We start from the raw sequence: 20,265 nt of genomic DNA on the forward strand, positions 1-20,265 counted from the left end.
ATGCCGGTCATGGATTATATCGAGGCGATCCGCCTCGCGATGAAGGAAGAGATGGAGCGCGATCCGGACGTATTCGTGCTGGGCGAGGATGTCGGCGTCAAGGGCGGCGTCTTCACGACGACCAAAGGACTGCAGGAGCAGTTCGGCGAGGCGCGGGTGATGGATACCCCGCTGTCCGAGTCGGCGATCGCCGGCGTGGCGATCGGGGCGGCGATGTACGGCATGAAGCCGATCGCCGAGATGCAGTATTCCGACTTCATGTTCCCCGCGACGAACCAGATCATCAGCGAGGCGGCCAAGATCCGCTACCGCTCCAACAACGACTGGAGCTGTCCGGTCGTCATCCGCGCGCCGATCGGCGGCGGCATCTTCGGCGGGCTGTACCACTCGCAGTGTCCGGAGTCGGTATTCTTCGGCACGCCGGGACTGAAGATCGTCGCGCCGTATTCGCCGGCCGACGCCAAGGGGCTGCTGACGGCGGCGATCCGCGATCCCGATCCGGTCCTGTTCTTCGAGAACAAGAAATGCTACCGCCTCGTCACCGGCCCGGTGCCGGAGGGCGAGCATGTCGTGGAGATCGGCAAGTCGAACGTGCTGCGCGAAGGCGACGACATTACGGTCATCAGCTACAGCCTGCCGCTGCACTTCGCGCTGCAGGCGGCGGAGGAGCTGCAGGAGGAGGGCATCAGCGCCCACATCCTCGATCTGCGCACGCTGCAGCCGCTCGACAAGGAGGGCATCCTGGCCGCCGCGCGCCGCACGGGCAAGGTGCTCATCATCCATGAGGACAACAAGACCGGCGGCATCGGAGCCGAAGTATCGGCGATCATCGCCGAGGAGATGCTCTACGAGCTCGACGCGCCGATCCGCCGGCTGTGCGGTCCGGACGTGCCGGCGATGCCGATCAACCCTCCGGGGGAGAAGTTCTTCATGCTGAACAAGGACAAGGTGCTGGCCGCGATGAGAGAGCTCGCGCTGTACTGATCGGCGGATCCCGTCCGCCAGCATACTGATCCGGGGGCCTGCGACCGGCCTTCCCGGCAAGGAGCGAATTCCGATGAAAGCAGCAACGATCCACGAAATCGTCATGCCCCAGCTGGCCGAGTCGGTCGTCAACGCGACGATCGAGCGCTGGCTGAAGCAGCCTGGCGACAAAGTAAGCATGTACGAGCCCTTATGCGAAATCATCACCGAAAAAGTCGGCGCCGAAATTCCGTCGACGATTGAAGGCACGCTGGTCAAGCTGCTCGTCGGCGCCGGCGAGACGGTCGAGGTCGGCACGCCGATCTGCCTGATCGAGTCGGAGGCGGCCGGCGAGCCGGCTGTGCCGGCGGCGCAGCCTCCGGCAGCGAGCGGAGAGCGCGCAGCAGCCGCGCCCGCCTCGGCGGGAACGCCTGCGGGCCGTCCCGCGGCCGCCGAGGGCATGCGCGGCCGCTATTCCCCGGCCGTGCTCCAGCTGTCCGCCGAGCATGGCATCGACCCGTCCGCCGTACCCGGCACGGGCGCGGGAGGCCGCGTGACGCGCAAGGACATCCTGGCCTATGCCGCAGCGGGCGGCCGTCCGGCCGCGTCTCAGACGCCGGCTCCGCAAGCGGCGCAGGCGGCATCCGCCGCTCCTGCCGCGGCGCCGCAGCCGGGCGCCGGCGACCGGATCGTCGAGGCGAGAGGTCCGGTGCGCTCCACCGGGCTGCATTTGACCGAGACGCCGCGCATCCCGTCCGTAGAGATCGAAGGCCAGGCGATTCCAGGGCGCGGGGAGACGTTCATCGACGTCACGCCGGTCCGCAACACGATCGCCTCGCGCATGCGCCAGAGCGTGACGGAAATTCCGCATGGCTGGATGATGATCGAGGTCGACGTAACCAACCTCGTCGTGCTCCGCGGCAAGCTCAAGGACGACTTCCGCAAGCGCGAGGGCACGAACCTGACGTACCTGGCCTTTTTCATCAAGGCGGTCGTCAATGCGATCAAGGACTTCCCGATCATCAACTCGGTCTGGGCGGTCGACAAGATCATCGTCAAGCGCGACATCAACATCTCGCTGTCGGTCGGCACGGAGGACTCGGTCGTCACCCCGGTCATCAAAAACGCCGACCAGAAAAACATCGCCGGCCTGGCGCATGAGATCGAGATGCTCGCCCGCAAGACGCGCGAGGGCAAGCTGAAGCTCGACGACGTGCAGGGCGGCACGTTCACCGTCAACAACACCGGCTCGTTCGGAGCGATCCTGACGCAGCCGATCATCAACTACCCGCAGGCGGCGATCATCACGTTCGAGTCGATCGTGAAGCGGCCGGTCGTCATCAACGACATGCTGGCCGTGCGCTCGATGGCCAACATCTGCCTGTCGCTCGACCACCGCATCCTCGACGGCGTCATTTGCGGGCGCTTCCTGCAGCGCGTCAAGGAGAATCTGGAGAGCTTCAATTCGGAAACGCATCTGTACTGAGCCTAAAAAGCACCTACGACAACGACAACAGGAGCAGGAGGAACCGCGGATGGACGCGAATCATGAAGCGCGGCCGCTGGCCGCGCGATACATCGACTTCATCGATTACGGAGAGGCCTGGGAGCTGCAAAAGGAATTCGTAGGGGAGATCGACCGGGAGGAGCGCGTGGAGACGCTGCTCCTTCTTCAGCATCCTCCGACCTACACGCTCGGCACGGACCGCCACCCGGAGCATCTGCTGCTCGACTCGGAGGAGCTGAGCGCGCGCGGCATCTCGGTCTACGAGATCGACCGCGGCGGCGACATCACCTATCACGGTCCGGGGCAGCTCGTCGGCTATCCGCTGATCCGGCTGGACGCCAAAGGGCTCGACCTGCACGGCTTCCTGCGCGAGCTCGAGCAGGTGCTGATCGACTGGCTGGCCGGCTACGGCATCGAGGGCGGGCGCAAGCCGGAATTCACCGGCGTCTGGGTCGGGGACCGGAAGATCGCCGCGATCGGCATCAAGTTCAACCGCTCGCGGACCCGCCGCGGCTTCGTGACGAGCCACGGCTTCGCGCTGAACCTCAAGGCGGGGATCGGCGAGGAAGGCTTCGCCGGCATCGTTCCATGCGGCATCCAGCAGTTCGGCGTCACCTCGTTCGAGGATCTGACCGGCCAGGCGATGGAGCCGGAGCGGGCGGCCCGGGAAATTCTGCCGCATTTCATGCGGCGCTTCGGCTTCCGTCCGGGCTGACCGTCCAGGGTTGGCCGTCCGGACTGGCCGCTGAAAAAAAAGACGGGACTCGCGGCGCGGCGCGCCGAAAGTCCCGTCCTTTCTTAAAACAGCAGACCGATGCTCGATACGACGGTCGTCACCAGCAAGGTGATCAGCACGACGTAGATGACGATCTTGATGGCTCGTCCTTGCGGATTCAATGAGATCTACTCCTTCCGAAGGTCGCCTGCGGCTCCGGCGAGGCGAGTCAGCTTCACCTCTCTATTGTACCGAAAACCTCCGCGAAAAGCCAAGCCTCCCGAGGCGGCTTCGGCAAGGCGGAAGACCAAGCAGCGGCCAGCCTGCGGGCGGAGCCGGAAAGGCGGAAAACACAATGATCCAGCGCGAACGGCTGATCGAGGAGTTCATGGAGCTGGTGCGCGTCGACAGCGAGACGGGCGACGAGGCGGCGATCAGCGAGGTGCTGAAAGCGAAGTTCGGAGCATTCGGACTGACGGTCGAGGAGGACGAGGCGGCGCAGGCGACCGGTCACGGCGCGAACAATCTGTTCGTCACGCTGCCGGCCTCGGAAGGCGTCTTTGGACCGACGATCTTTTTCACCTCGCATATGGATACGGTCCGTCCAGGAAAAGGCATCCAGCCGCGGCTCGACGGCGACGGCTACCTGCGCAGCGACGGCACGACGATTCTCGGCAGCGACGACAAAGCCGGGCTGGCCGCGATGCTGGAGGCGCTGCGCGTGCTGAAGGAGACGGGAGCGCGCCATGGCGAGGTGCAGTTCGTCATCACCGTCGGCGAAGAATCAGGCCTGGCGGGGGCGAGGGCGCTCGACCGCTCGAAGCTGCGCGCCGAGTTCGGCTACGCGCTCGATTCCAACGGGGAGATCGGCGGCATCGCGACGTCCGCACCTGGGCAGGCGAAGATCCGGATCGAGGTGACGGGCCGGAGCGCGCATGCCGGCGTCAATCCCGAGGACGGCATAAGCGCGATCCAGGTCGCATCCAAAGCGATCGCGCGCATGCCGCTCGGCCGCATCGACCACGAGACGACGGCCAACATCGGCCGCTTCGAGGGCGGCGGCGCGACGAACGTCGTCTGCGACTCGGCGCTGCTGCTGGCCGAGGCGCGCAGCGCCGACCGCGCCAAGCTGGAGCGGCAGATCGAGGCGATGCGCCAGGCGGCGGAGTCCGCGGCCGCGGAGTTCGGCGCCGCCGCGAAGCTGGAGGCGACGCATCTGTATCCGTCGTACAAGCACAGCGACGACTCGCCGGTCGTGCAGGCGGCCGCCGAGGCGATCCGCGCGATCGGCCTGCAGCCGCGCACATTCCCTTCCGGCGGCGGCAGCGACGCCAACATCTTCAACGGCTTCGGCGTGCCGACGGTCAATCTGGCGATCGGCTACGAGCATATCCATACGACCAAGGAGCAGCTCAAGGCGGACGATCTCGTCCGTACCGCCGAGCTGGTGAAAGCGATCATCGAGCGCGCGGCCAGCCGCTAGCGAGGGCCGGGTCCGTCCCGAAATGGCAGGCGGACCGAACGCTCTTGCCGCGAGCGACGGCACGGCAAGCGGCCCGCCTGCCGGCGGGCCAAGCAGGCCGCGCCTGCCTGCATGCGCGCCGAGCAGGCCGCGCCTAGCGCCGGGCGCCTTTTTTGCCCGCAGGGCCGGCTGCCTGCCGCAGAGGGGCGCCTGCTCCCGCCTCGCGCGCAAGCCTTCGCAGCGTATGGCGGATTTCCCATGCTTTTCCGACGAGCCTCAGCTCTTTTTCGCCGATATACATTTTCATGACGACATTCCGCCTTCCGGATCGTTATGCCTTCACGATATGCAGGAAGCGGACAAGCTATGCCATCAAGGGAGGAAGAAGCGCATGAACGAGCGTAGCCAGACGGACGGACGGCCGGGAGCGGAAGTGACGCTGTCGAGCGAAATGAAATATTCCGGGAAGATCATCACGCTGCAGGTCGACCAGGTGCGCTTGCCGAGCGGCGCGACCGCCTCGCGCGAGATCGTCCGCCATCCCGGAGCGGCGGCGGTCATCTGCATCGTGGACGGCAAGCTGCTGACCGTCGGCCAGTACCGCAAGCCGATGGACAAGTACCAGGTCGAGATTCCCGCCGGCAAGCTCGATCCCGGCGAGGACCCGGCGGTCTGCGCGGCGCGCGAGCTGAAGGAGGAGACGGGCGTGAGCGCGTCGAGCATGAGGCTCGTCGACGCCTTCTACACGTCGCCCGGCTTCGCCGACGAAAAGCTGTACCTGTACGTCGCCGAAGGGCTCGAGCACGGGGCGAGCTCCCCGGACGAGGACGAGGACCTGCATGTCGAGGCGCTGACGATGGAGCAGGCGCTGTCGTATATCGAGCAAGGCCTCATCGGCGACGCCAAGACGCTGATGGCCGTCTATTTGTGGAGGCTGTCCGAGCTGACCGGCCGGATCGGCCTTCGCGGCTGAGCTTCGGCAGGGCGCCTCGTGCCGCCTCCGTTCATGAACCGGCCTGTCCGCGCATAGGCTAGCATGTGGACAACACGGCGGCCGAGGAGGGACGGACGATGCGGGCAGGCGGAGGCATGGGAAGGACCAAGGAAGAGCGGCTGCTGTTCGCCGCCGCGGCGTTCCTGTGCGCGGCGGGCATCGTCTGCGGCGCGCTGCTCGCCGGCAGCCTCGGCGAGGAGCAGCGGAATCTGCTCGCGGCCGACTTGAGCCGGTTCCTGCTGAAGCTCTCGACGGAGGGCGTTCCGCAGGGAGCGTCTTCGTTCTGGACCGTCTACTGGCTGCACGGGCGATGGCTGCTGCTGATCGTCCTGCTCGGCGTCTCGGTCATCGGCCTGCCGCTGCTCGCCGCGCTCGACTTCCTCAAAGGCGTGCTCGTCGGCTTCGCCGTCGCGACGCTGGCGATCCAGCACGGCGGGCGGGGCGTCGCCTTTTCGCTCGTCGCTGTCGCGCCGTCCAACCTGCTCGCGCTGCCGGCTTATCTCGCCGCCAGCGCGGCGGCCGCCGCGTTCGCCCTGCATCTGGTCCGCTTCCGGCTGATGCGCCGCCAAGGGCCGCTGCTGCCTGCCGCGGCGTCCCTTTCGGGCACGGCCGCCGCTGCGGCGCTGCTGCTGGCGGCCGCTGCTGCGGCGGAGGCTTGGCTGTCTCCGCCGCTGATGGCATGGGCCGCGCAGTGGCTCGTCCCGGGCTGAATCATTGACTTCCCGTTCCTCTAGCAACTATAATAGAGTCATAAGTGCCGGCGGCTAGCCGGCTTTCTTGTGGCAGGGGGGAAGTCATGGAAGCCCGGATCGATTCCATCAAGCAGCAGCTCCAGTCGCAGGGCTACAAGTTGACCCCGCAGCGCGAAGCGACCGTGCGCGTTCTCCTCGAGAACGAGGACGATCACCTGAGCGCCGAGGACGTGTTCATGCTCGTCAAGGACAAGGCTCCCGAGATCGGCTTGGCCACCGTGTACCGCACGCTGGAGCTTCTCAGCGAGCTGCATGTCGTAGAGAAGATGAATTTCGGCGACGGCGTCGCCCGCTATGACCTGAGGACGGACAACAGCAAGCATCATCATCACCATCTGATCTGCGTCCAATGCGGATCGATGGAGGAGATCAAGGATGACTGGCTCGGTCCGCTCGAAGAACGGCTGGAGGCCGAATACGGCTTTGCCGTGCTGGACCACCGCCTTGATTTCCAAGGCATCTGCAGACGCTGCAGAGAAACCAACGATTCCAAGAAACCCTGACAGCTCCGAATTCATCGCTCCTGCAAGCAGCGGGCGATGAATGCCGGAGCTGTTTGATCGTTCAGAGGCCATAGGCGTTGTCAGCGCCTGCGGCGCAGGAACGGATGGGTCCCGGGATAAAAGACCGAGCCGATCCGCCCCAGCTGCAGCAGGCCGGCGCCTTGAGCGCGGCGCGAAGCGCCGGCAAGCGGCTTCGCCCATCGCTTCAGCACGGGCGCGACCGCCGCGGACGGCAGGCCGGGATTGGCGGCGAGCAGCAGCGCCGCTCCGCCGGCGACATGGGGCGCGCTCATGCTCGTGCCGGAGTCGATCTCGTAGCCTCCGTTCAGCCAGCAGGAGCAGATCTCGTCGCCGGGAGCGGTCAGGTCGATGCCTTTGCCGCGGCTGCTGAACGGCGCGATGCGGTTCCGGCGGTCGGAGGCGGCGACGGCGATCGTCTCCGGATAGGAGGCCGGCACGTCGATGCCGCCGCTGCGCACGCCTGCGTTGCCGGCGGCGGCGACCAGCACGAGGCCGGACTTGCGCGCCCGGCGCACGACCCGCCGCAGCGCGGCGCTGCGAGAGCCGGGAGGCAGTCCGAGGCTCATGTTGACGACGTCCATTCGCTGGCGGATACACCATTCGATCGCGTCGAGGATGCTGCTGAGGCTGCCGAAGCCGTCGGCGTCGAGCGCCTTGACGGCATAGAGCGAGGCTCCCGGCGCGACGCCGAGCGGACCGCCGCCGCTGCCGCGTCCGGCGGCGATGCCGGCGACATGCGTGCCGTGCCCGTTGTCGTCGCGGTAGGACTTGGACTTGCCGCCGCTGACGTTGACGCCGCCGGCCACGCACAGATCCGGATGCGGCCCGACGCCGGTGTCGATGACGGCGAGGCGGACTCCGCTTCCGAGCGTGCGCCTCCAGACCGCAGGCGCCTCGACGCGGCGGATGTTCCACGGCAGCTTGCCGCATGGATGGCCTTTCCCGCGACAGCTTTTGCCGCGGCGGAGCGGCCTGACGAGCCTCCCGCCGCTGCCGCAGCGGGCGCAGCCGCCGGAGCCGAGCGCGCGCACGACGGCATCCTTCTCGAGGCTGCGCAGCTCGGGATGGCGGCGCAGCTCCCGCCAGGAGACCCGCCGGTCGAGGCGCAGGCAGAGGATGCGGCTGGATTTCCAGGCGCGCAGCGGCTTGATGCCGGCGCGAGCAAGCTCCCGGACCGCCTCTTCATAAGCGCGGCGGCTCCGCAGCACGACGATGCGCCTCGCCGCATGCCGCCCCGGCCCGCTGCAGGCGCAGGCGCGCAGGCAGCTTCCAATCGAGTTCTTCTTCACGTTCGATTCCCTCCTTTCCGTTAACGTATGGGATCGGAGCCGGAGAGGATCGGGCGGATCCCCCGGCCGGGCGGAGCGGACATACTCCGCTCGTCCGCCGCATAGGCTGGAAGAGCAACCGAAGGAGGGCCGGCCATGATCGTTTCCGTACGCAGATGGTTGTCGAGGCTCGTCTTCGCGCTGCTGTTCGCCTGCCTGACGGCTGCCGTTTACGAAGGCTTCCGGCTGGCGGACAGCTGGGTCCGCCCGCTCGATCCGTACGCGCCGCCGCGAGGGCAGGCGCTCAAGGTGTTCGAGCCGCATGAGGCTCCGCCCGAAGGCGGCACGATCGCCGACCGGCTGCGCTGGTTCTATTACAACGGAGAGTAGGCGGCGAGCGCTCCCAGACGCCTGCAGCAAGCGGTCCGGACGAAGCGTCCGGGCCGCTTGCGCATGCGTTTGCCGAACGTGCTCGGAGCGACTATACTTTGAGCGAGGGGGACGATTGCATGGAGCTGAGCCAATGCCTGTACGCCTGGCTGGACGAGCTGGAAAACGGGCGCCGCGTCGCGCCGGCGACCTACGACGCCTACAAGCGCGACCTCGAGCATGCGATCGCCTGGATGGAGCGGCAGGGCATCGGCGCCATCGGCGCCGTCACCCGCCATCATCTGGCCAAGTATTTGCAGGCATGCCGGGACGACGGGGCGCGCAGCGCGACGGTCAGCCGCCGGCTCGCCTCGCTGCGCTCGTTTTACCGGTTTTTGACCCGCGTCGGCTATACGGAACGCGATCCCTCGATGCATGTGGAGCTGCCGCGCCGCGAGCTGGCGAAGCCCGTCGCCCTCACGCTCGACCAGGTCGAGCAGCTGATGAACGCTCCGGCGACGGACAGCCCGGCCGGCCTTCGCGACAAGGCGATGCTGGAGCTGCTGTACGGCTCCGGCATCCGCGTCTCCGAGCTGCTCGCGATGAAAGCGTCCGACCCCCAGCCCGGACTCGGGTACGTCCGAGTGTGCTCCCCCCGCAAAAAAGAGCGCATCGTGCCGCTCGGCCAAATCGCCGCGGGCTGGATCGGCCTTTATTTGCGCGAAGGCCGGCCGGCGCTGCTCGAGCAGCGGATCGGAGGCGCGGCGGCCCGCATGGGGGCGGCGGAGCCGGAGGAGCTGTTCCTGAACGTCTCCGGCGAGCCGCTGTCGCGCCAAGGCTTTTGGAAGACGATCAAAAAGCATGCCCGCAGCTCCGGCATCGAGGACGGCGGGGCGATCACGCCGCATACGCTGCGCACGTCGTTCGCCGCCCATATGCTGGAGCGGGGAGCCGACCTGCGCGCCGTGCAGGAAATGATGGGCCACGAGGGCATCGTATCCACGGAGCGCTACGCGCTCGGAGACCGGCCGCGGGTCAAGGACGTCTATGAGCGGTCCCACCCGCGCGCGGGCTTCGGCACCCGCGTCCTCGATCCGGAGCGCGAATGACGAACAAGCAAGCCAACGACGAGAGGAAGAAGTAGCATGAGCATCCAACAGCAAGCCAGCCATATTCAAGAAGCGGTCGCCTATATCGCGTCCCGCAGTCCAATCCAGCCGCAGGTCGGCCTCATCATGGGCTCGGGTCTCGGCATTCTGGCCGATCTGATCGAAGACGCCGTCACGATTTCCTACGAGGACATCCCGCATTTCCCGGTCTCCACGGTCGAAGGGCATGCCGGCGAGCTGCTCGTCGGCAAGCTGGCCGGCGTTCCGGTCGTTCTGATGAAGGGCCGCTTCCATATGTATGAAGGCTACGGCGCGGAGCTGACGGCATTCCCCGTGCGCGTCATGAAAGCGCTCGGAGCGGACAAGCTCGTCGTCACCAACGCCGCCGGCGGCATCAACACCACCTATTCCGCAGGCGACCTGATGCTGCTGTCCGACCATATCAACCTGACCGGCCGCAATCCGCTCATCGGGCCGAACGACAGCGCCGTCGGCGTCCGCTTCCCGGACATGTCGGAGGCCTACAGCCGCCGGCTGCGCGCCGTCGCCAAGGAGATCGCTTCCGAGCAAGGCTTCGAGCTGCGCGAGGGCGTCTATCTGGCCGTGCTCGGCCCGTCGTACGAGACGCCGGCGGAGATCCGCATGATGCGGACGCTCGGAGCGGACGCGGTCGGCATGTCGACCGTGACGGAAGTAATCGCGGCGCGCCACTGCGGCCTCGAGGTCGTGGGCATCTCCTGCATCACGAACATGGCTTCCGGCATTCTGGATCAGCCGCTTTCGCACGAGGAGGTCATCGAAACGACAGAACGCGTCAAATCCCGCTTCCTGGGCCTCGTGCAGACGCTCGTTTCGAGACTGTAGTCCCATTTCCGGCGCTCAAATGAGACTTTCGGCTCGACGCGTTCTGACAGCCTTTTCTTCCTCTCTGTTGTAGAATAGCCGCGATCAAAGACGAAGGTTGGAGAGGAATGGAATGATCGAGAACGCTCAGCTGCACCAGCAGATCGAAAGACTGCGAGGACAAATGGTCGAGACGGCTTCGCTGCAGAATACGCTGCTGCATGGCGAGGTGCTGCAGATCAGCCAGTCCTTGGATCTCCTCATCGTACAGGTCCAGGAAGAAAGGCTGACCCGACTCCGCAAATGACCGCTCCGGGCGAAAGCGCCGGAGCTTCCGCCAAGCAGGCAGCGCCTGCCGCAGGCGAAGACGCGATCCATGCGCCTTCCCGCGGCCGGCGCCGGCCTGCTTTTTTGCTGCGCCCGGGCTCGGGTTTCGGCCGCTTGGGAATATCCTCCATCGGAATGGGCAAGAATGGAAAGCAGAAGAATGCCGTCCTGCACTCAGGCGGCCGACGATCCATTTCGAGGAGGTACTTCTGTTGAAACGACTTACGGCTTTGCTTGCCGCTGCCATCGCGCTTACCCCGCTGACGGCAGCCGCTCCCGCCAGCGCGGGCTCGACCATCCCTCATGACATGCCGGCCTACGCGACGGCGGAGCCGGGCCCAGGCCCCGCGCTTCCGCTCCTGCCGGACGCTCTCCAAGCGGGCAGCGCGGCCGGAGCGCCGGCCGCCTCCAGCGATCTCGCCCCATCGGCGCGATCGGCGATCGTCATGGACGCGGACAGCGGCACGGTCATTTACGAGAAGAACAGCCACGACAAGCTGCCGCCGGCGAGCATCACGAAGATCATGACGATGCTGCTGATCGTCGAGGCGATCCAGGACGGAAAGCTCAAGCTGACGGACAAGGTGTCGACGAGCGAGTACGCCGCCTCGATGGGCGGCTCGCAGATCTTCCTCGAGCCGGGCGAGCAGATGACGGTCGACGACATGCTCAAGGGCATCGCGATGGCGTCCGGCAACGACGCGTCGGTCGCGATGGCGGAGAAGATCGGCGGCACGGAGGCCGAGTTCGTCTCGATGATGAACGAGAAGGCGGCGCAGCTCGGCTTGAAGGATACCCATTTCGCCAATCCGAACGGGCTGCCCGCCGCGGACCACTACACGTCGGCCCACGACATCGCCGTCATGTCGCGCGAGCTGCTGAAGCACAGCCTCATCACGAAGTACACCGGCCAATACCAGGACTACCTGCGCAAGGACAGCGAGAAGCCGTTCTGGCTCGTGAATACGAACAAGCTCGTGCGCTTTTACTCCGGCGCCGACGGACTGAAGACCGGATACACGAGCGAGGCGAAATACTGCCTGTCCGCGACGGCGAAGCGCGACGGCATGAGGGTCGTGGCGGTCGTCATGGGCGAGCCCAATACGAAGACGCGCAACGCCGAGGTGTCGAGCCTGCTCGACTATTCGTTCGCGCAATACGCCAATTACCCGATCCTCAAAAAAGGCGACAGCATGGGCACGCTGGCGATCGAGAAGGGCGTGCAGGGCAAGCTGCCGGTCACGGCTCAGCACAACTACAGCATCCTGCTGAAAAAAGGCGCGGCGGCCAAGGACATCCGCTACGAGATCAAGTGGAACGCCGGCATCAAGGCGCCCGTCAAGATCGGCGATCCCGTCGGCAAGCTGATCGTCTACCAAGGCGATCAGGTGATCCAGGACTTCCCGCTGGAGATGCCGGTATCGGTCGAGAAGGCGGGCTGGTGGAAGCTGTTCAAGCGCTCGACGGGCAGCCTCTTCTCCTGATGGACCGCGGCCCGATTGCTGTCGCGGCCTGACGGCCAGCTTCTAGTTTTGTCGGCAGGCAGGAATGAGGACGGCCGGAGGAGAAATCCTCCTCCATTCAACGGGAGGAGTGAGCCGCGCAATGAGTCTTCATGTGGATCTGGAGCATCAGCGCCATATCTTGATCGTCCGATTGAAGGGCGAGCTTGACCACCACACAGCCGATTCGGTCCGCATCCGGATAGAGGAAGCGATCTTGAGAGGCGGCAGCACCGACGTTATCCTCAGCCTCAAGGAGCTCGCCTTTATGGACAGCTCCGGGCTCGGCGTCATCCTCGGGCGCTACAAGCTGCTCAAGAGCCGCGGAGGCAGGATGGTCGTCTGCGACGCGAGTCCGGGCGTCTACCGCCTGTTCGAGCTGTCGGGCCTGTTCAAGATCATGCCGATACACGACACCGAGAGCGATGCGCTCTCGAGCCTGGAGGTGGCTTTATGAGCGAGCGTCAGCCGGCAGCGGCCAATACGATGAAGCTGAGCTTCAGCGCGCGATCGGAGAACGAGGCGTTCGCGCGCGTCAGCGTGGCGGCGTTCATCTCCCAGCTGGATCCGACGATGGAAGAGCTGAACGACCTGAAGACCGTCATCTCCGAGGCGGTGACGAACTCGATCATCCACGGCTACGACAGCGACGAGACGCAGCTTGTCTCGATCGAGGCGACGATCAGCGGCGACTCGGTCACGATCGTCATATCCGACGACGGCGGAGGCATCGAGGATCTCGAGCTGGCCCGCCAGCCTCTCTACACGTCCAAGCCGGAGCTCGAGCGCTCGGGCATGGGCTTCACGATCATGGAGAATTTCATGGACAGCTTCGAGGTTGCCAGCGAGCCCGGCCGCGGCACTCGAATCGCCATGACCAAGCGCATTGAATCCAAAAAGGCGCTGTACAATTAGGCGCATAGGGGCTGAAACATGGATGCCGATCTGAAGAAGAACGCGGGTCCGTTCCTCGACGACGCGGAGGTGAAGCGCCTCATCGCGCTGAGCCAGTCCGGAGATTCGCTCGCCAGGGACACGCTGGCCCGCTGCAACATCCGCTTGGTGTGGTCGGTCGTGCAGCGCTTCATGAATCGCGGCTACGAGCCCGAGGATCTGTTCCAGATCGGCTGCATCGGCCTGCTCAAGTCGGTGGACAAGTTCGACCTCAGCTACGAGGTCAAGTTCTCCACGTATGCCGTGCCGATGATCATCGGGGAGATCCAGCGCTTCCTGCGCGACGACGGGACGCTCAAGGTGAGCCGTTCGCTCAAGGAGACGGCCAACAAGGTGCGCAAGGCGAAGGACGAGCTGGCCAAGACGCTCGGCCGGCTGCCGACGATCGGCGAGGTGGCGGAGTTCCTCGGCATCACGGCCGAGGATGTCGTCTTCGCCCAGGAGGCGAACAAGCCGCCCGCCTCGATCCACGAGACGGTGTTCGAGAACGACGGCGACCCGATCACGCTGATGGACCAGATCGAAGGCGAGTCGGGCGAGCGCTGGTTCGACAAGCTGGCGCTGAACGAAGCGATCGGCGGCCTCAGCGAGCGCGAGCGGCTGATCGTATACTTGCGCTATTACCGCGACCAGACGCAGTCCGAGGTGGCGGGCCGGCTCGGCATCTCCCAGGTGCAGGTTTCCCGGCTGGAAAAGAAGATCCTGCAGTCGATCAAGGAGCAGATCGCCCAGTAGGAAGGACGTCCATCGCGATCCCGCTCCTCTATATCGCATCATCAAGCCAGCCGCGAGGCTGGCTTTTTTTGGCTTGCGCGGGGGGCGGCTGCCTAGGAGTAGCCGCGCCGCAGCCGTTCCATACTAACCAAGAGTCGGAAATGGTGGCGGAAGGAGGCGGCGCCATGTCGCGCAAACGAACGAATGCCGGACCGATTCCCGTTTATTTGCGGCTGAAGAAGCGGATCTCCATCCCTCCGGAAGGGACGGTGCGGCTCGGCTCCGTCGTCCGGCTGCTGGCCGACGAGCCGCTCGCCGGGGAGCTGAAGCGGATTCCGCTCTACACCCATCGGCCGGAGGACGGCAACCGTGTCGTCATCGACGTGCTGCAGATCGTGAAGGCGCTGCGCGAGACGGCCCCCGACGCGGTCATCGAGACCTTCGGCGATCCGCAGGTGCTCATCCTCGTCGAGACTCCGTCCACCCGCTCGCCGCGGTTCGCCGTGCTGGCGGGAGCGTGGCTGCTGCTCTTTTTCGGGGCGGGGCTCGCCATCATGAACTTCCACACGGATGTGAGCATGAAGGAGGTGCATCAGCGCATCGCCTTCCTGCTGACCGGCAAGGAAACGCTGCATCCGCTCTGGTTCCAGATCCCGTATTCGGTCGGAGTCGGGCTCGGCATGGTGCTGTTCTTCAACCATCTGTTCCGCAAGCGGCTGAACGAGGAGCCGAATCCGCTGGAGCTGGAGATGTACAACTACCAGGAGAACATCAACGCTTATGTCATCGCCGACGAGATGGGCAAAAAAGCGAACCGCGTGGAGGGACGGGACGATGGCTGACCTGCTGGCGGGGCTGTTCATGGCGATGCTTGGACTGGCCGGAGGCATCGCCGTCGGCAGCGGCATGGTCGCGCTGCTGATCGTGTTCGACCTGATTCCGCGGCTCGCGCAGCTGGCCCGGGCGTTCCGCTTGTCGGCGGCGTTCGAATCGGCGGTCGTCGGCGGCTCGCTGTTCTGGACCTGGGCGGACTTCTTCGGCTGGCGCGCGCCGCTGCCCGCGGCGCTGGCGCTGCCGCTGCCCGGCCTGCTGTGCGGCATGTTCATCGGCATGCTGGCCGCGGCTTTGACCGAAGTGATGAACGTGCTGCCGATTTTGGCGAAGCGGCTGCGCCTGACCGGCTATCTGGGCGCGCTCGTCATGGCGATGGTGCTGGGCAAGACGGCCGGCTCGCTGTTCGATTGGCTGGTGTATCAATGGTAGGACAGAAGGAGGGAACCCCATGACGAAATGGCAGAAGGTGAAGCGGCTGGAGCATCCGGAAGAGCCGGTGGTCGAGGCGCGCGAGACGAGCGGGGAAAGCCGCTCCGGCGACGGATGGGAAGGGCTGCTGGAGGAGATCGATCGGCTGGAGCAGGCCGAGCGGCGGCATGAGCCGGAGCCGGTCCGCAGGGCAGAGAGGCCGGAAGGCCGCGAGGACTGGATGGAGGCGCTGCTGCTGGAGGCGTCGGCAGAGCCGGGCCGATTGCCGGAAGCGGAGTCCCGTTCCGAGGAGGGCGGCCTTGCGGAGGCGCTGCTCGACGAGGACGGAAGCGGCGAGGCGGAGGCGGAGCGGTCCCGGGTTCGGGAGAGAAGCGCCCGCGGCGACCACGAGCATGAGGATGAGGATGAGGAGGAGCGTGGGGATGAATGGGCGGCGGCTCTTCGAGACGACCGGACGGACGGCGGCCGAGAAGGCGAGAAGCGGGAGATGAGCCGGCCGGCCGGCCTCCATGAGGACGACCGCGATGGAGACGACCGCGATGGAGACGACCGCGATGGGGACGAACGACATGCGGACAGCCGTCATGCGGACAGCCGTCATGCGGACGACCGTCATGCGGACGACCGTCATGCGGACAGCCGTCATGCGGACGACCGCGATGAGGATGACCTTCATGCGGACACCCGCGATGGGGATGACCGTCGTGGGGAAGCCCGGGGGGAAGGCGTCCGCACCGGAGCCCGCGAGGAAAAAGGGCGCGGCGGGAAAGCCGGAGAGGCTCGCCGCGGCGACGAAGCCGGCCGCGAGCTGCGCGCAGAAGCCGGCGCGCCTTCTCGCCGCGGCGATGCGGAGCGGGAGGATCGCGCGGCCGGGCATGGGCGCGAGGAGCGCAAGGAAAGCCGCGAGGCCGGCGGCCGGGGCGCCGGGAAAGGGCGCGGGGGCGGCGGAGTCTCCGAGGGCGGGAATTCCGCGCCGGGCACGGACGGAGATGCGCTGGAGCCGATTCCGGAGCGGATCGAGACGTTCGTCGATCGGCTGAAGGAAGAGGTCGGCTACAAGACGAGCTTCGACGTCGTCGTCCGCGAGATGACGCTCGGCGGCAAGAAGACGGCCTTTTTCATGATGAACGGCCTTTCGAGCGGCCTGATCATGACGGAGATCCTGCAGCGGCTGACGTTCCTGCAGACGGACAACCTGTCGGCGGACGCGCTGCATTCGTTCATGAAGCTGTACGTGCCCGCGGTGCAGGTGGAGCAGGAAGACGACTGGAACATGATGCTGACCGCCGTGCTGGGCGGATCGACCGGCATGTACATCGACGGCGAGAGCACGATGCTGATCCTCGATGCCCGCAGCTTCCCGGTGCGCAATCCGGAGGAGCCATCGCTCGAGCGGGTCGTGCGCGGCTCGCGGGACGGATTCGTGGAGACGCTGCTCATGAACGTCTCGCTCGTCCGCAGGCGGCTGCGCGATCCGATGCTGCGCTACGAGATTCTGCGGGTCGGCGAGCGCACGCGCAGCGACGTGTGCATCGCCTATATCGACGACATCGTGGACAAGGAGCTGCTGGAGTCGATCCGCGACAAAATATCCGCCGTCAAGATCGACGGGCTGCCGCTCGCCGACAAGCAGCTCGAGGAGGCGACGGTGAAGCGCGGCTGGAACCCGTATCCGCTCGTGCGCTATTCGGAGCGGCCCGACGTCGTCGCGGCGCATCTGCTGGAGGGCAACGTCGCGGTGTTCGTCGACACGTCGCCGAGCGTCATGATCCTGCCGACGACGTTTTTCGATCTCGTGCAGCATGCCGAGGAGAACCGGCAGACGCCGTTCATCGGCACCTACCTCCGCTGGCTGCGCTTCCTCGGCATCCTGGCTTCGCTGTTCCTCGTGCCGATCTGGCTGCTGTTCGCGCTCAACCCGACGATGCTGCCGGCGGCGCTGTCGTTCATCGGTCCGGCGAAGACCAGCAAAATTCCGCTGGCGCTGCAGTTCCTGCTCGCCGAGGGCGGCATCGACTTGATGCGCATGGCCGCGATCCATACGCCGACGCCGCTCGCGCTGGCGATCTCGCTCGTGTCGGCGATCCTCGTCGGAGACATCGCCGTGCAGACCGGACTGTTCGTCAACGAGGTCATTTTGTACATGGCGGTAGCCGCCGTCGGCATGTTCGCCACGCCGAGCTACGAGCTGAGCCTCGCCAATCGGATCGTGAGGCTGATGCTCATCTGCCTCGTCGCCCTGTTCCACGTTCCGGGACTCGTGATCGGCTGGACGGCCGTCTTCGCCATCCTCGTCATGCAGCGCTCGTTCAACCGACCGTACATGTGGCCGTTCATCCCGTTCGACGCCCGCGGCATGATGAATGTGATGCTGCGGATGCCGGTGATGATGAACCGGAAGCGGCCGAACCTGCTCCGTCCGCAGCAGCGCGACAAGATGCCGGAGCACGGCGGAGCCTGATCCAGGACGTTTGCCCGATGCAACAAATGCAAATGAAACGACAGAAAATCCATTACTCCTTCTCCCGAGGTTCGTTATACTGAGGTCACATTAGGACAAACGAACCCCGCCTGCCTGAGCCGGGGAGAAAGAGGTAGCGAATCCATGCATTTTCACGGAACATCCCGAATAAATGAACACGGCCGTCTGGAGATCGGAGGCTGCGATACGCAGGACCTCGCCGAGCAGTTCGGCACCCCGCTGTACGTCGTCGACGAGGCGCTCGTCCGCCAGCGGGCCCGCGAATACGTGGAGGCGTTCAAGGCGTCGGGCTTCCGCTTCCAGGTCGCCTATGCGAGCAAGGCGTTCAGCACCGTGGCGATGTGCGCCATCGCCGAGCAGGAAGGGCTGTCGCTCGACGTCGTCAGCGACGGCGAGCTGCACACGGCGCTGCAGGCGGGCTTCCCGGCGGAGCGCATCCATTTCCACGGCAACAACAAGACGCCGTTCGAGATCGAGATGGCGCTCGACGCCGGCATCGGCTGCTTCGTCGCCGACAACTTCTCGGAGCTGCAGCTGCTGAACGCCATCGCCGGCGCCAAAGGCCGCAAGGCGAACATCCTGCTGCGCATCACGCCGGGCGTCGAGGCGCATACGCATGACTATATCTCGACCGGCCAGCAGGACTCCAAGTTCGGCTTCGACCTGGCCGGCGGCGCCGCCTTCGAGGCGGTGCGGCAATCGCTGAGCCTCGATCATCTCGTCCTGCTCGGCGTCCACTCCCATATCGGCTCCCAGATCTTCGAGGTCGAGGGCTTCCGGATGGCGGCCGCCAAGGTGGCGGAGTTCGCCGTCAACGTCAAGGCCGAGCTCGGTCAGACGTTCCGCGTCATCAACCTGGGCGGAGGCTTCGGCATCCGCTACACGTCCGAGGACAGCCCGCTTCCGGTACGCGACTACATCGGCGCGATTACGGACGCGATCCGCTCGAACTTCACGGCGGCCGGCTATCCGCTGCCGGAGATTTGGGTCGAGCCGGGCCGCAGCATCGTCGGCGACGCCGGCACGACGCTGTATACGGTCGGCACGAGCAAGGACATCCCCGGCGTCCGCAAGTACATCGCCGTCGACGGCGGCATGACGGACAACCCGCGTCCGGCGCTGTACGAGTCCAAGTACGAGGCGGTGCTGGCGAACCGCGCCGCCGAGCCGGCCGCCGAGACGGTATCGGTCGCAGGCAAATGCTGCGAGAGCGGCGACATGCTGATCTGGGACCTGGAGCTGCCGAAGGCCGAGACGGGCGATCTGCTCGCCGTTTTCTGCACCGGCGCGTACAACTATGCGATGGCGTCCAACTACAACCGCATCCGCCGTCCGGCGGTCGTGCTGGTCAAGGACGGCAAGGCCGACGTCGCCGTGAAGCGCGAGTCGCTGGAGGACATCTCCCGCAACGACGTGCTGCCGGAGCGTCTGCGCAAGGCTGAAGTTCAGCCGTAAGCCGCTGCCGGCGAGCCTCCTTCGGGAGGCTCGCTTTGCGTTCGGGACCGGCGCTGGTGTATGATAAGAGGCGTACATAGCTTTTATTTTGGAAGGCAGGAGTGATGACAAGTGGCAAAACAAGCGAAAATCACGCTCGAAAACGGCGGCGAGGTCGTTCTGGACCTGTTCGACAAGGACGCTCCGAATACGGTCGCGAACTTTGAAAAGCTGGCGAACGAAGGCTTCTATAACGGACTTACGTTCCATCGCGTCATCCCGGGCTTCGTCGCTCAGGGCGGCTGCCCGAACGGCACCGGCACCGGCGGTCCCGGCTATACGATCGACTGCGAGATCAACCCGAACAAGCATGAGCGCGGCTCGCTCGCGATGGCTCATGCCGGACGCAATACCGGCGGCAGCCAGTTCTACATCTGCTACCAGCCGCAGCCGCATCTGGACGGCCAGCACACCGTCTTCGGCAAGATTTCCAAAGGCATGGAATACATCGACGCGTTCAAAGGCCGCGACAAGATGGCCAAAGTCGAAGTCGTCGAAGTCTGACTTCCTCGCGCGGAAGGCTCTCGTCCGAGAGCCTTTTTGTCGTTTAATCCCGACTCGTCCGCTTGCTTTTTAGCGTGCAGGCAAGTAAGATGAGTCATGCAAGCAATTGAATTCAAGCGAACCTTCGGGGCTGGGTGAAATTCCCGGGCCGGCGGTGATCCGTACCTGGCGCGTCTTCGGCATATGCCGCGGCTCGCCGGGGACGGTCAGTCCGTGACCCGCATGACCGCTTCTGCGCTTCCCTCGACCGAGGGCGCGTCGAGCGCATGCGGCTGACCTGGTGAAACTCCGGGACCGACAGTATAGTCTGGATGGGAGAAGGCTCGCTGCAAGACAGGCATGCATGAAGGCAGCTCCTCCATCATTGGAGGAGTCTGTTCAAGTCCGCCGCCCAGACATCGAGATCGGTTCCGCGCTGCCGCCCGGAGTCTGTCTTCCGATTCGATCCGGGACGGCGGTCTGTTCCCGCATTTCCAGGACGGCTTTTTTGGCTATCCGGTCGATCGGGCTCCTGCTCCT

Annotated in this window: 22 protein-coding genes and 1 riboswitch; of the genes, 20 read left to right on the forward strand and 2 right to left on the reverse strand. The window is 65.6% G+C overall.

The window, feature by feature from the left end:
* The 4 genes from B8V81_RS19590 (at nucleotide 1) to B8V81_RS19605 (ending at nucleotide 4,668) form a co-directional block, all read left to right on the forward strand.
* Nucleotides 1-984 (forward strand): alpha-ketoacid dehydrogenase subunit beta, encoded by a 984-nt coding sequence (locus B8V81_RS19590; protein ID WP_028599839.1) that lies wholly within the window; start codon nucleotides 1-3, stop codon nucleotides 982-984.
* Between the two features lie 73 nt (nucleotides 985-1,057).
* Nucleotides 1,058-2,449, forward strand: a complete 1,392-nt coding sequence (locus B8V81_RS19595; RefSeq protein WP_101809014.1) for a dihydrolipoamide acetyltransferase family protein — start codon at nucleotides 1,058-1,060, stop codon at nucleotides 2,447-2,449.
* A 49-nt stretch (nucleotides 2,450-2,498) separates the two neighbouring features.
* Nucleotides 2,499-3,185, forward strand: a complete 687-nt coding sequence (gene lipB / locus B8V81_RS19600) for a lipoyl(octanoyl) transferase LipB (RefSeq protein WP_043111595.1) — start codon at nucleotides 2,499-2,501, stop codon at nucleotides 3,183-3,185.
* 355 nt (nucleotides 3,186-3,540) lie between these two features.
* Nucleotides 3,541-4,668, forward strand: a complete 1,128-nt coding sequence (locus B8V81_RS19605; RefSeq protein WP_101809015.1) for a M20/M25/M40 family metallo-hydrolase — start codon at nucleotides 3,541-3,543, stop codon at nucleotides 4,666-4,668.
* 133 nt (nucleotides 4,669-4,801) lie between these two features.
* Here the strand turns inward: B8V81_RS19605 and mciZ are convergent, their stop codons facing one another.
* Nucleotides 4,802-4,954, reverse strand: coding sequence for a Z-ring formation inhibitor MciZ (gene mciZ, locus B8V81_RS19610; RefSeq protein WP_084137432.1), 153 nt, complete (start codon nucleotides 4,952-4,954; stop codon nucleotides 4,802-4,804).
* A gap of 84 nt (nucleotides 4,955-5,038) precedes the next feature.
* Between mciZ and B8V81_RS19615 the strand changes: the two genes are divergently transcribed.
* From B8V81_RS19615 to fur, 3 genes are all read left to right on the forward strand, one after another.
* Nucleotides 5,039-5,620: an NUDIX hydrolase gene (locus tag B8V81_RS19615; protein ID WP_028599835.1), complete on the forward strand. Its 582-nt coding sequence runs from the start codon at nucleotides 5,039-5,041 to the stop codon at nucleotides 5,618-5,620.
* Nucleotides 5,621-5,718: 98 nt separating this feature from the next.
* The gene (spoIIM, locus tag B8V81_RS19620) at nucleotides 5,719-6,351 is read left to right on the forward strand and encodes a stage II sporulation protein M (protein WP_028599834.1); all 633 of its coding nucleotides are present in this window, start codon (nucleotides 5,719-5,721) and stop codon (nucleotides 6,349-6,351) included.
* A gap of 86 nt (nucleotides 6,352-6,437) precedes the next feature.
* Nucleotides 6,438-6,896, forward strand: a complete 459-nt coding sequence (gene fur / locus B8V81_RS19625; protein ID WP_028599833.1) for a ferric iron uptake transcriptional regulator — start codon at nucleotides 6,438-6,440, stop codon at nucleotides 6,894-6,896.
* 80 nt (nucleotides 6,897-6,976) lie between these two features.
* Here fur and B8V81_RS19630 read toward each other — a convergent pair whose 3' ends face one another.
* Entirely contained in the window at nucleotides 6,977-8,206 is a 1,230-nt protein-coding gene (locus B8V81_RS19630; RefSeq protein ID WP_180968496.1) for a S8 family peptidase, read from the reverse strand.
* A 135-nt stretch (nucleotides 8,207-8,341) separates the two neighbouring features.
* Here B8V81_RS19630 and B8V81_RS19635 point away from each other — a divergent pair, with 135 nt between their 5' ends.
* The 13 genes from B8V81_RS19635 (at nucleotide 8,342) to B8V81_RS19695 (ending at nucleotide 19,746) form a co-directional block, all read left to right on the forward strand.
* Complete coding sequence (locus B8V81_RS19635; RefSeq protein ID WP_028599832.1) at nucleotides 8,342-8,575, forward strand: DUF4227 family protein; 234 nt, start codon at nucleotides 8,342-8,344, stop codon at nucleotides 8,573-8,575.
* A gap of 119 nt (nucleotides 8,576-8,694) precedes the next feature.
* Nucleotides 8,695-9,663 carry a tyrosine recombinase gene (locus B8V81_RS19640; RefSeq protein WP_052333432.1) on the forward strand — a complete coding sequence of 323 codons (969 nt, stop codon included), beginning with the start codon at nucleotides 8,695-8,697 and terminating at the stop codon, nucleotides 9,661-9,663.
* A gap of 36 nt (nucleotides 9,664-9,699) precedes the next feature.
* A complete protein-coding gene (locus B8V81_RS19645) occupies nucleotides 9,700-10,527 on the forward strand; it encodes a purine-nucleoside phosphorylase (RefSeq protein ID WP_028599831.1) in 828 nt (275 codons plus the stop codon).
* Between the two features lie 112 nt (nucleotides 10,528-10,639).
* Entirely contained in the window at nucleotides 10,640-10,813 is a 174-nt protein-coding gene (locus B8V81_RS19650) for an aspartyl-phosphate phosphatase Spo0E family protein (RefSeq protein ID WP_084137430.1), read from the forward strand.
* 229 nt (nucleotides 10,814-11,042) lie between these two features.
* Nucleotides 11,043-12,317: a D-alanyl-D-alanine carboxypeptidase family protein gene (locus tag B8V81_RS19655; protein WP_028599830.1), complete on the forward strand. Its 1,275-nt coding sequence runs from the start codon at nucleotides 11,043-11,045 to the stop codon at nucleotides 12,315-12,317.
* Between the two features lie 121 nt (nucleotides 12,318-12,438).
* Complete coding sequence (gene spoIIAA, locus B8V81_RS19660; RefSeq protein ID WP_028599829.1) at nucleotides 12,439-12,792, forward strand: anti-sigma F factor antagonist; 354 nt, start codon at nucleotides 12,439-12,441, stop codon at nucleotides 12,790-12,792.
* A complete protein-coding gene (spoIIAB, locus tag B8V81_RS19665) occupies nucleotides 12,789-13,250 on the forward strand; it encodes an anti-sigma F factor (protein ID WP_028599828.1) in 462 nt (153 codons plus the stop codon). The genes spoIIAA and spoIIAB overlap by 4 nt, the downstream gene beginning before the upstream one ends.
* Nucleotides 13,251-13,268: 18 nt before the next feature.
* A complete protein-coding gene (gene sigF / locus B8V81_RS19670) occupies nucleotides 13,269-14,024 on the forward strand; it encodes an RNA polymerase sporulation sigma factor SigF (protein WP_028599827.1) in 756 nt (251 codons plus the stop codon).
* 164 nt (nucleotides 14,025-14,188) lie between these two features.
* On the forward strand, nucleotides 14,189-14,845 hold the full coding sequence (locus B8V81_RS19675) for a stage V sporulation protein AA (protein ID WP_101809017.1): 657 nt from the start codon (nucleotides 14,189-14,191) through the stop codon (nucleotides 14,843-14,845).
* A complete protein-coding gene (locus B8V81_RS19680) occupies nucleotides 14,838-15,266 on the forward strand; it encodes a stage V sporulation protein AB (RefSeq protein ID WP_028599825.1) in 429 nt (142 codons plus the stop codon). The genes B8V81_RS19675 and B8V81_RS19680 overlap by 8 nt, the downstream gene beginning before the upstream one ends.
* A gap of 19 nt (nucleotides 15,267-15,285) precedes the next feature.
* Nucleotides 15,286-17,727, forward strand: coding sequence for a spore germination protein (locus B8V81_RS26200; protein ID WP_323744197.1), 2,442 nt, complete (start codon nucleotides 15,286-15,288; stop codon nucleotides 17,725-17,727).
* A gap of 144 nt (nucleotides 17,728-17,871) precedes the next feature.
* Nucleotides 17,872-19,203 carry a diaminopimelate decarboxylase gene (gene lysA / locus B8V81_RS19690; RefSeq protein WP_028599824.1) on the forward strand — a complete coding sequence of 444 codons (1,332 nt, stop codon included), beginning with the start codon at nucleotides 17,872-17,874 and terminating at the stop codon, nucleotides 19,201-19,203.
* A gap of 111 nt (nucleotides 19,204-19,314) precedes the next feature.
* On the forward strand, nucleotides 19,315-19,746 hold the full coding sequence (locus B8V81_RS19695; protein WP_028599823.1) for a peptidylprolyl isomerase: 432 nt from the start codon (nucleotides 19,315-19,317) through the stop codon (nucleotides 19,744-19,746).
* A 116-nt stretch (nucleotides 19,747-19,862) separates the two neighbouring features.
* Nucleotides 19,863-20,073, forward strand: a riboswitch (FMN riboswitch).
* Nucleotides 20,074-20,265 lie beyond the last annotated feature (192 nt).

This window comes from Paenibacillus pasadenensis (assembly GCF_002864175.1).
Classification (GTDB): domain Bacteria; phylum Bacillota; class Bacilli; order Paenibacillales; family Paenibacillaceae; genus Paenibacillus_O; species Paenibacillus_O pasadenensis.

What these genes read in the sequence shown, in the direction of transcription:
- B8V81_RS19590 (WP_028599839.1), top strand. Translation starts at nt 1, where the DNA reads ATGCCGGTCATGGATTATATCGAGGCGATCCGCCTCGCGATGAAGGAA.
- B8V81_RS19595 (WP_101809014.1), top strand. Translation starts at nt 1,058, where the DNA reads ATGAAAGCAGCAACGATCCACGAAATCGTCATGCCCCAGCTGGCCGAG.
- lipB (WP_043111595.1), top strand. Translation starts at nt 2,499, where the DNA reads ATGGACGCGAATCATGAAGCGCGGCCGCTGGCCGCGCGATACATCGAC.
- B8V81_RS19605 (WP_101809015.1), top strand. Translation starts at nt 3,541, where the DNA reads ATGATCCAGCGCGAACGGCTGATCGAGGAGTTCATGGAGCTGGTGCGC.
- mciZ (WP_084137432.1), bottom strand. Translation starts at nt 4,954, where the DNA reads ATGAAAATGTATATCGGCGAAAAAGAGCTGAGGCTCGTCGGAAAAGCA.
- B8V81_RS19615 (WP_028599835.1), top strand. Translation starts at nt 5,039, where the DNA reads ATGAACGAGCGTAGCCAGACGGACGGACGGCCGGGAGCGGAAGTGACG.
- spoIIM (WP_028599834.1), top strand. Translation starts at nt 5,719, where the DNA reads ATGCGGGCAGGCGGAGGCATGGGAAGGACCAAGGAAGAGCGGCTGCTG.
- fur (WP_028599833.1), top strand. Translation starts at nt 6,438, where the DNA reads ATGGAAGCCCGGATCGATTCCATCAAGCAGCAGCTCCAGTCGCAGGGC.
- B8V81_RS19635 (WP_028599832.1), top strand. Translation starts at nt 8,342, where the DNA reads ATGATCGTTTCCGTACGCAGATGGTTGTCGAGGCTCGTCTTCGCGCTG.
- B8V81_RS19640 (WP_052333432.1), top strand. Translation starts at nt 8,695, where the DNA reads ATGGAGCTGAGCCAATGCCTGTACGCCTGGCTGGACGAGCTGGAAAAC.
- B8V81_RS19645 (WP_028599831.1), top strand. Translation starts at nt 9,700, where the DNA reads ATGAGCATCCAACAGCAAGCCAGCCATATTCAAGAAGCGGTCGCCTAT.
- B8V81_RS19650 (WP_084137430.1), top strand. Translation starts at nt 10,640, where the DNA reads ATGATCGAGAACGCTCAGCTGCACCAGCAGATCGAAAGACTGCGAGGA.
- spoIIAA (WP_028599829.1), top strand. Translation starts at nt 12,439, where the DNA reads ATGAGTCTTCATGTGGATCTGGAGCATCAGCGCCATATCTTGATCGTC.
- spoIIAB (WP_028599828.1), top strand. Translation starts at nt 12,789, where the DNA reads ATGAGCGAGCGTCAGCCGGCAGCGGCCAATACGATGAAGCTGAGCTTC.
- sigF (WP_028599827.1), top strand. Translation starts at nt 13,269, where the DNA reads ATGGATGCCGATCTGAAGAAGAACGCGGGTCCGTTCCTCGACGACGCG.
- B8V81_RS19675 (WP_101809017.1), top strand. Translation starts at nt 14,189, where the DNA reads ATGTCGCGCAAACGAACGAATGCCGGACCGATTCCCGTTTATTTGCGG.
- B8V81_RS19680 (WP_028599825.1), top strand. Translation starts at nt 14,838, where the DNA reads ATGGCTGACCTGCTGGCGGGGCTGTTCATGGCGATGCTTGGACTGGCC.
- B8V81_RS26200 (WP_323744197.1), top strand. Translation starts at nt 15,286, where the DNA reads ATGACGAAATGGCAGAAGGTGAAGCGGCTGGAGCATCCGGAAGAGCCG.
- lysA (WP_028599824.1), top strand. Translation starts at nt 17,872, where the DNA reads ATGCATTTTCACGGAACATCCCGAATAAATGAACACGGCCGTCTGGAG.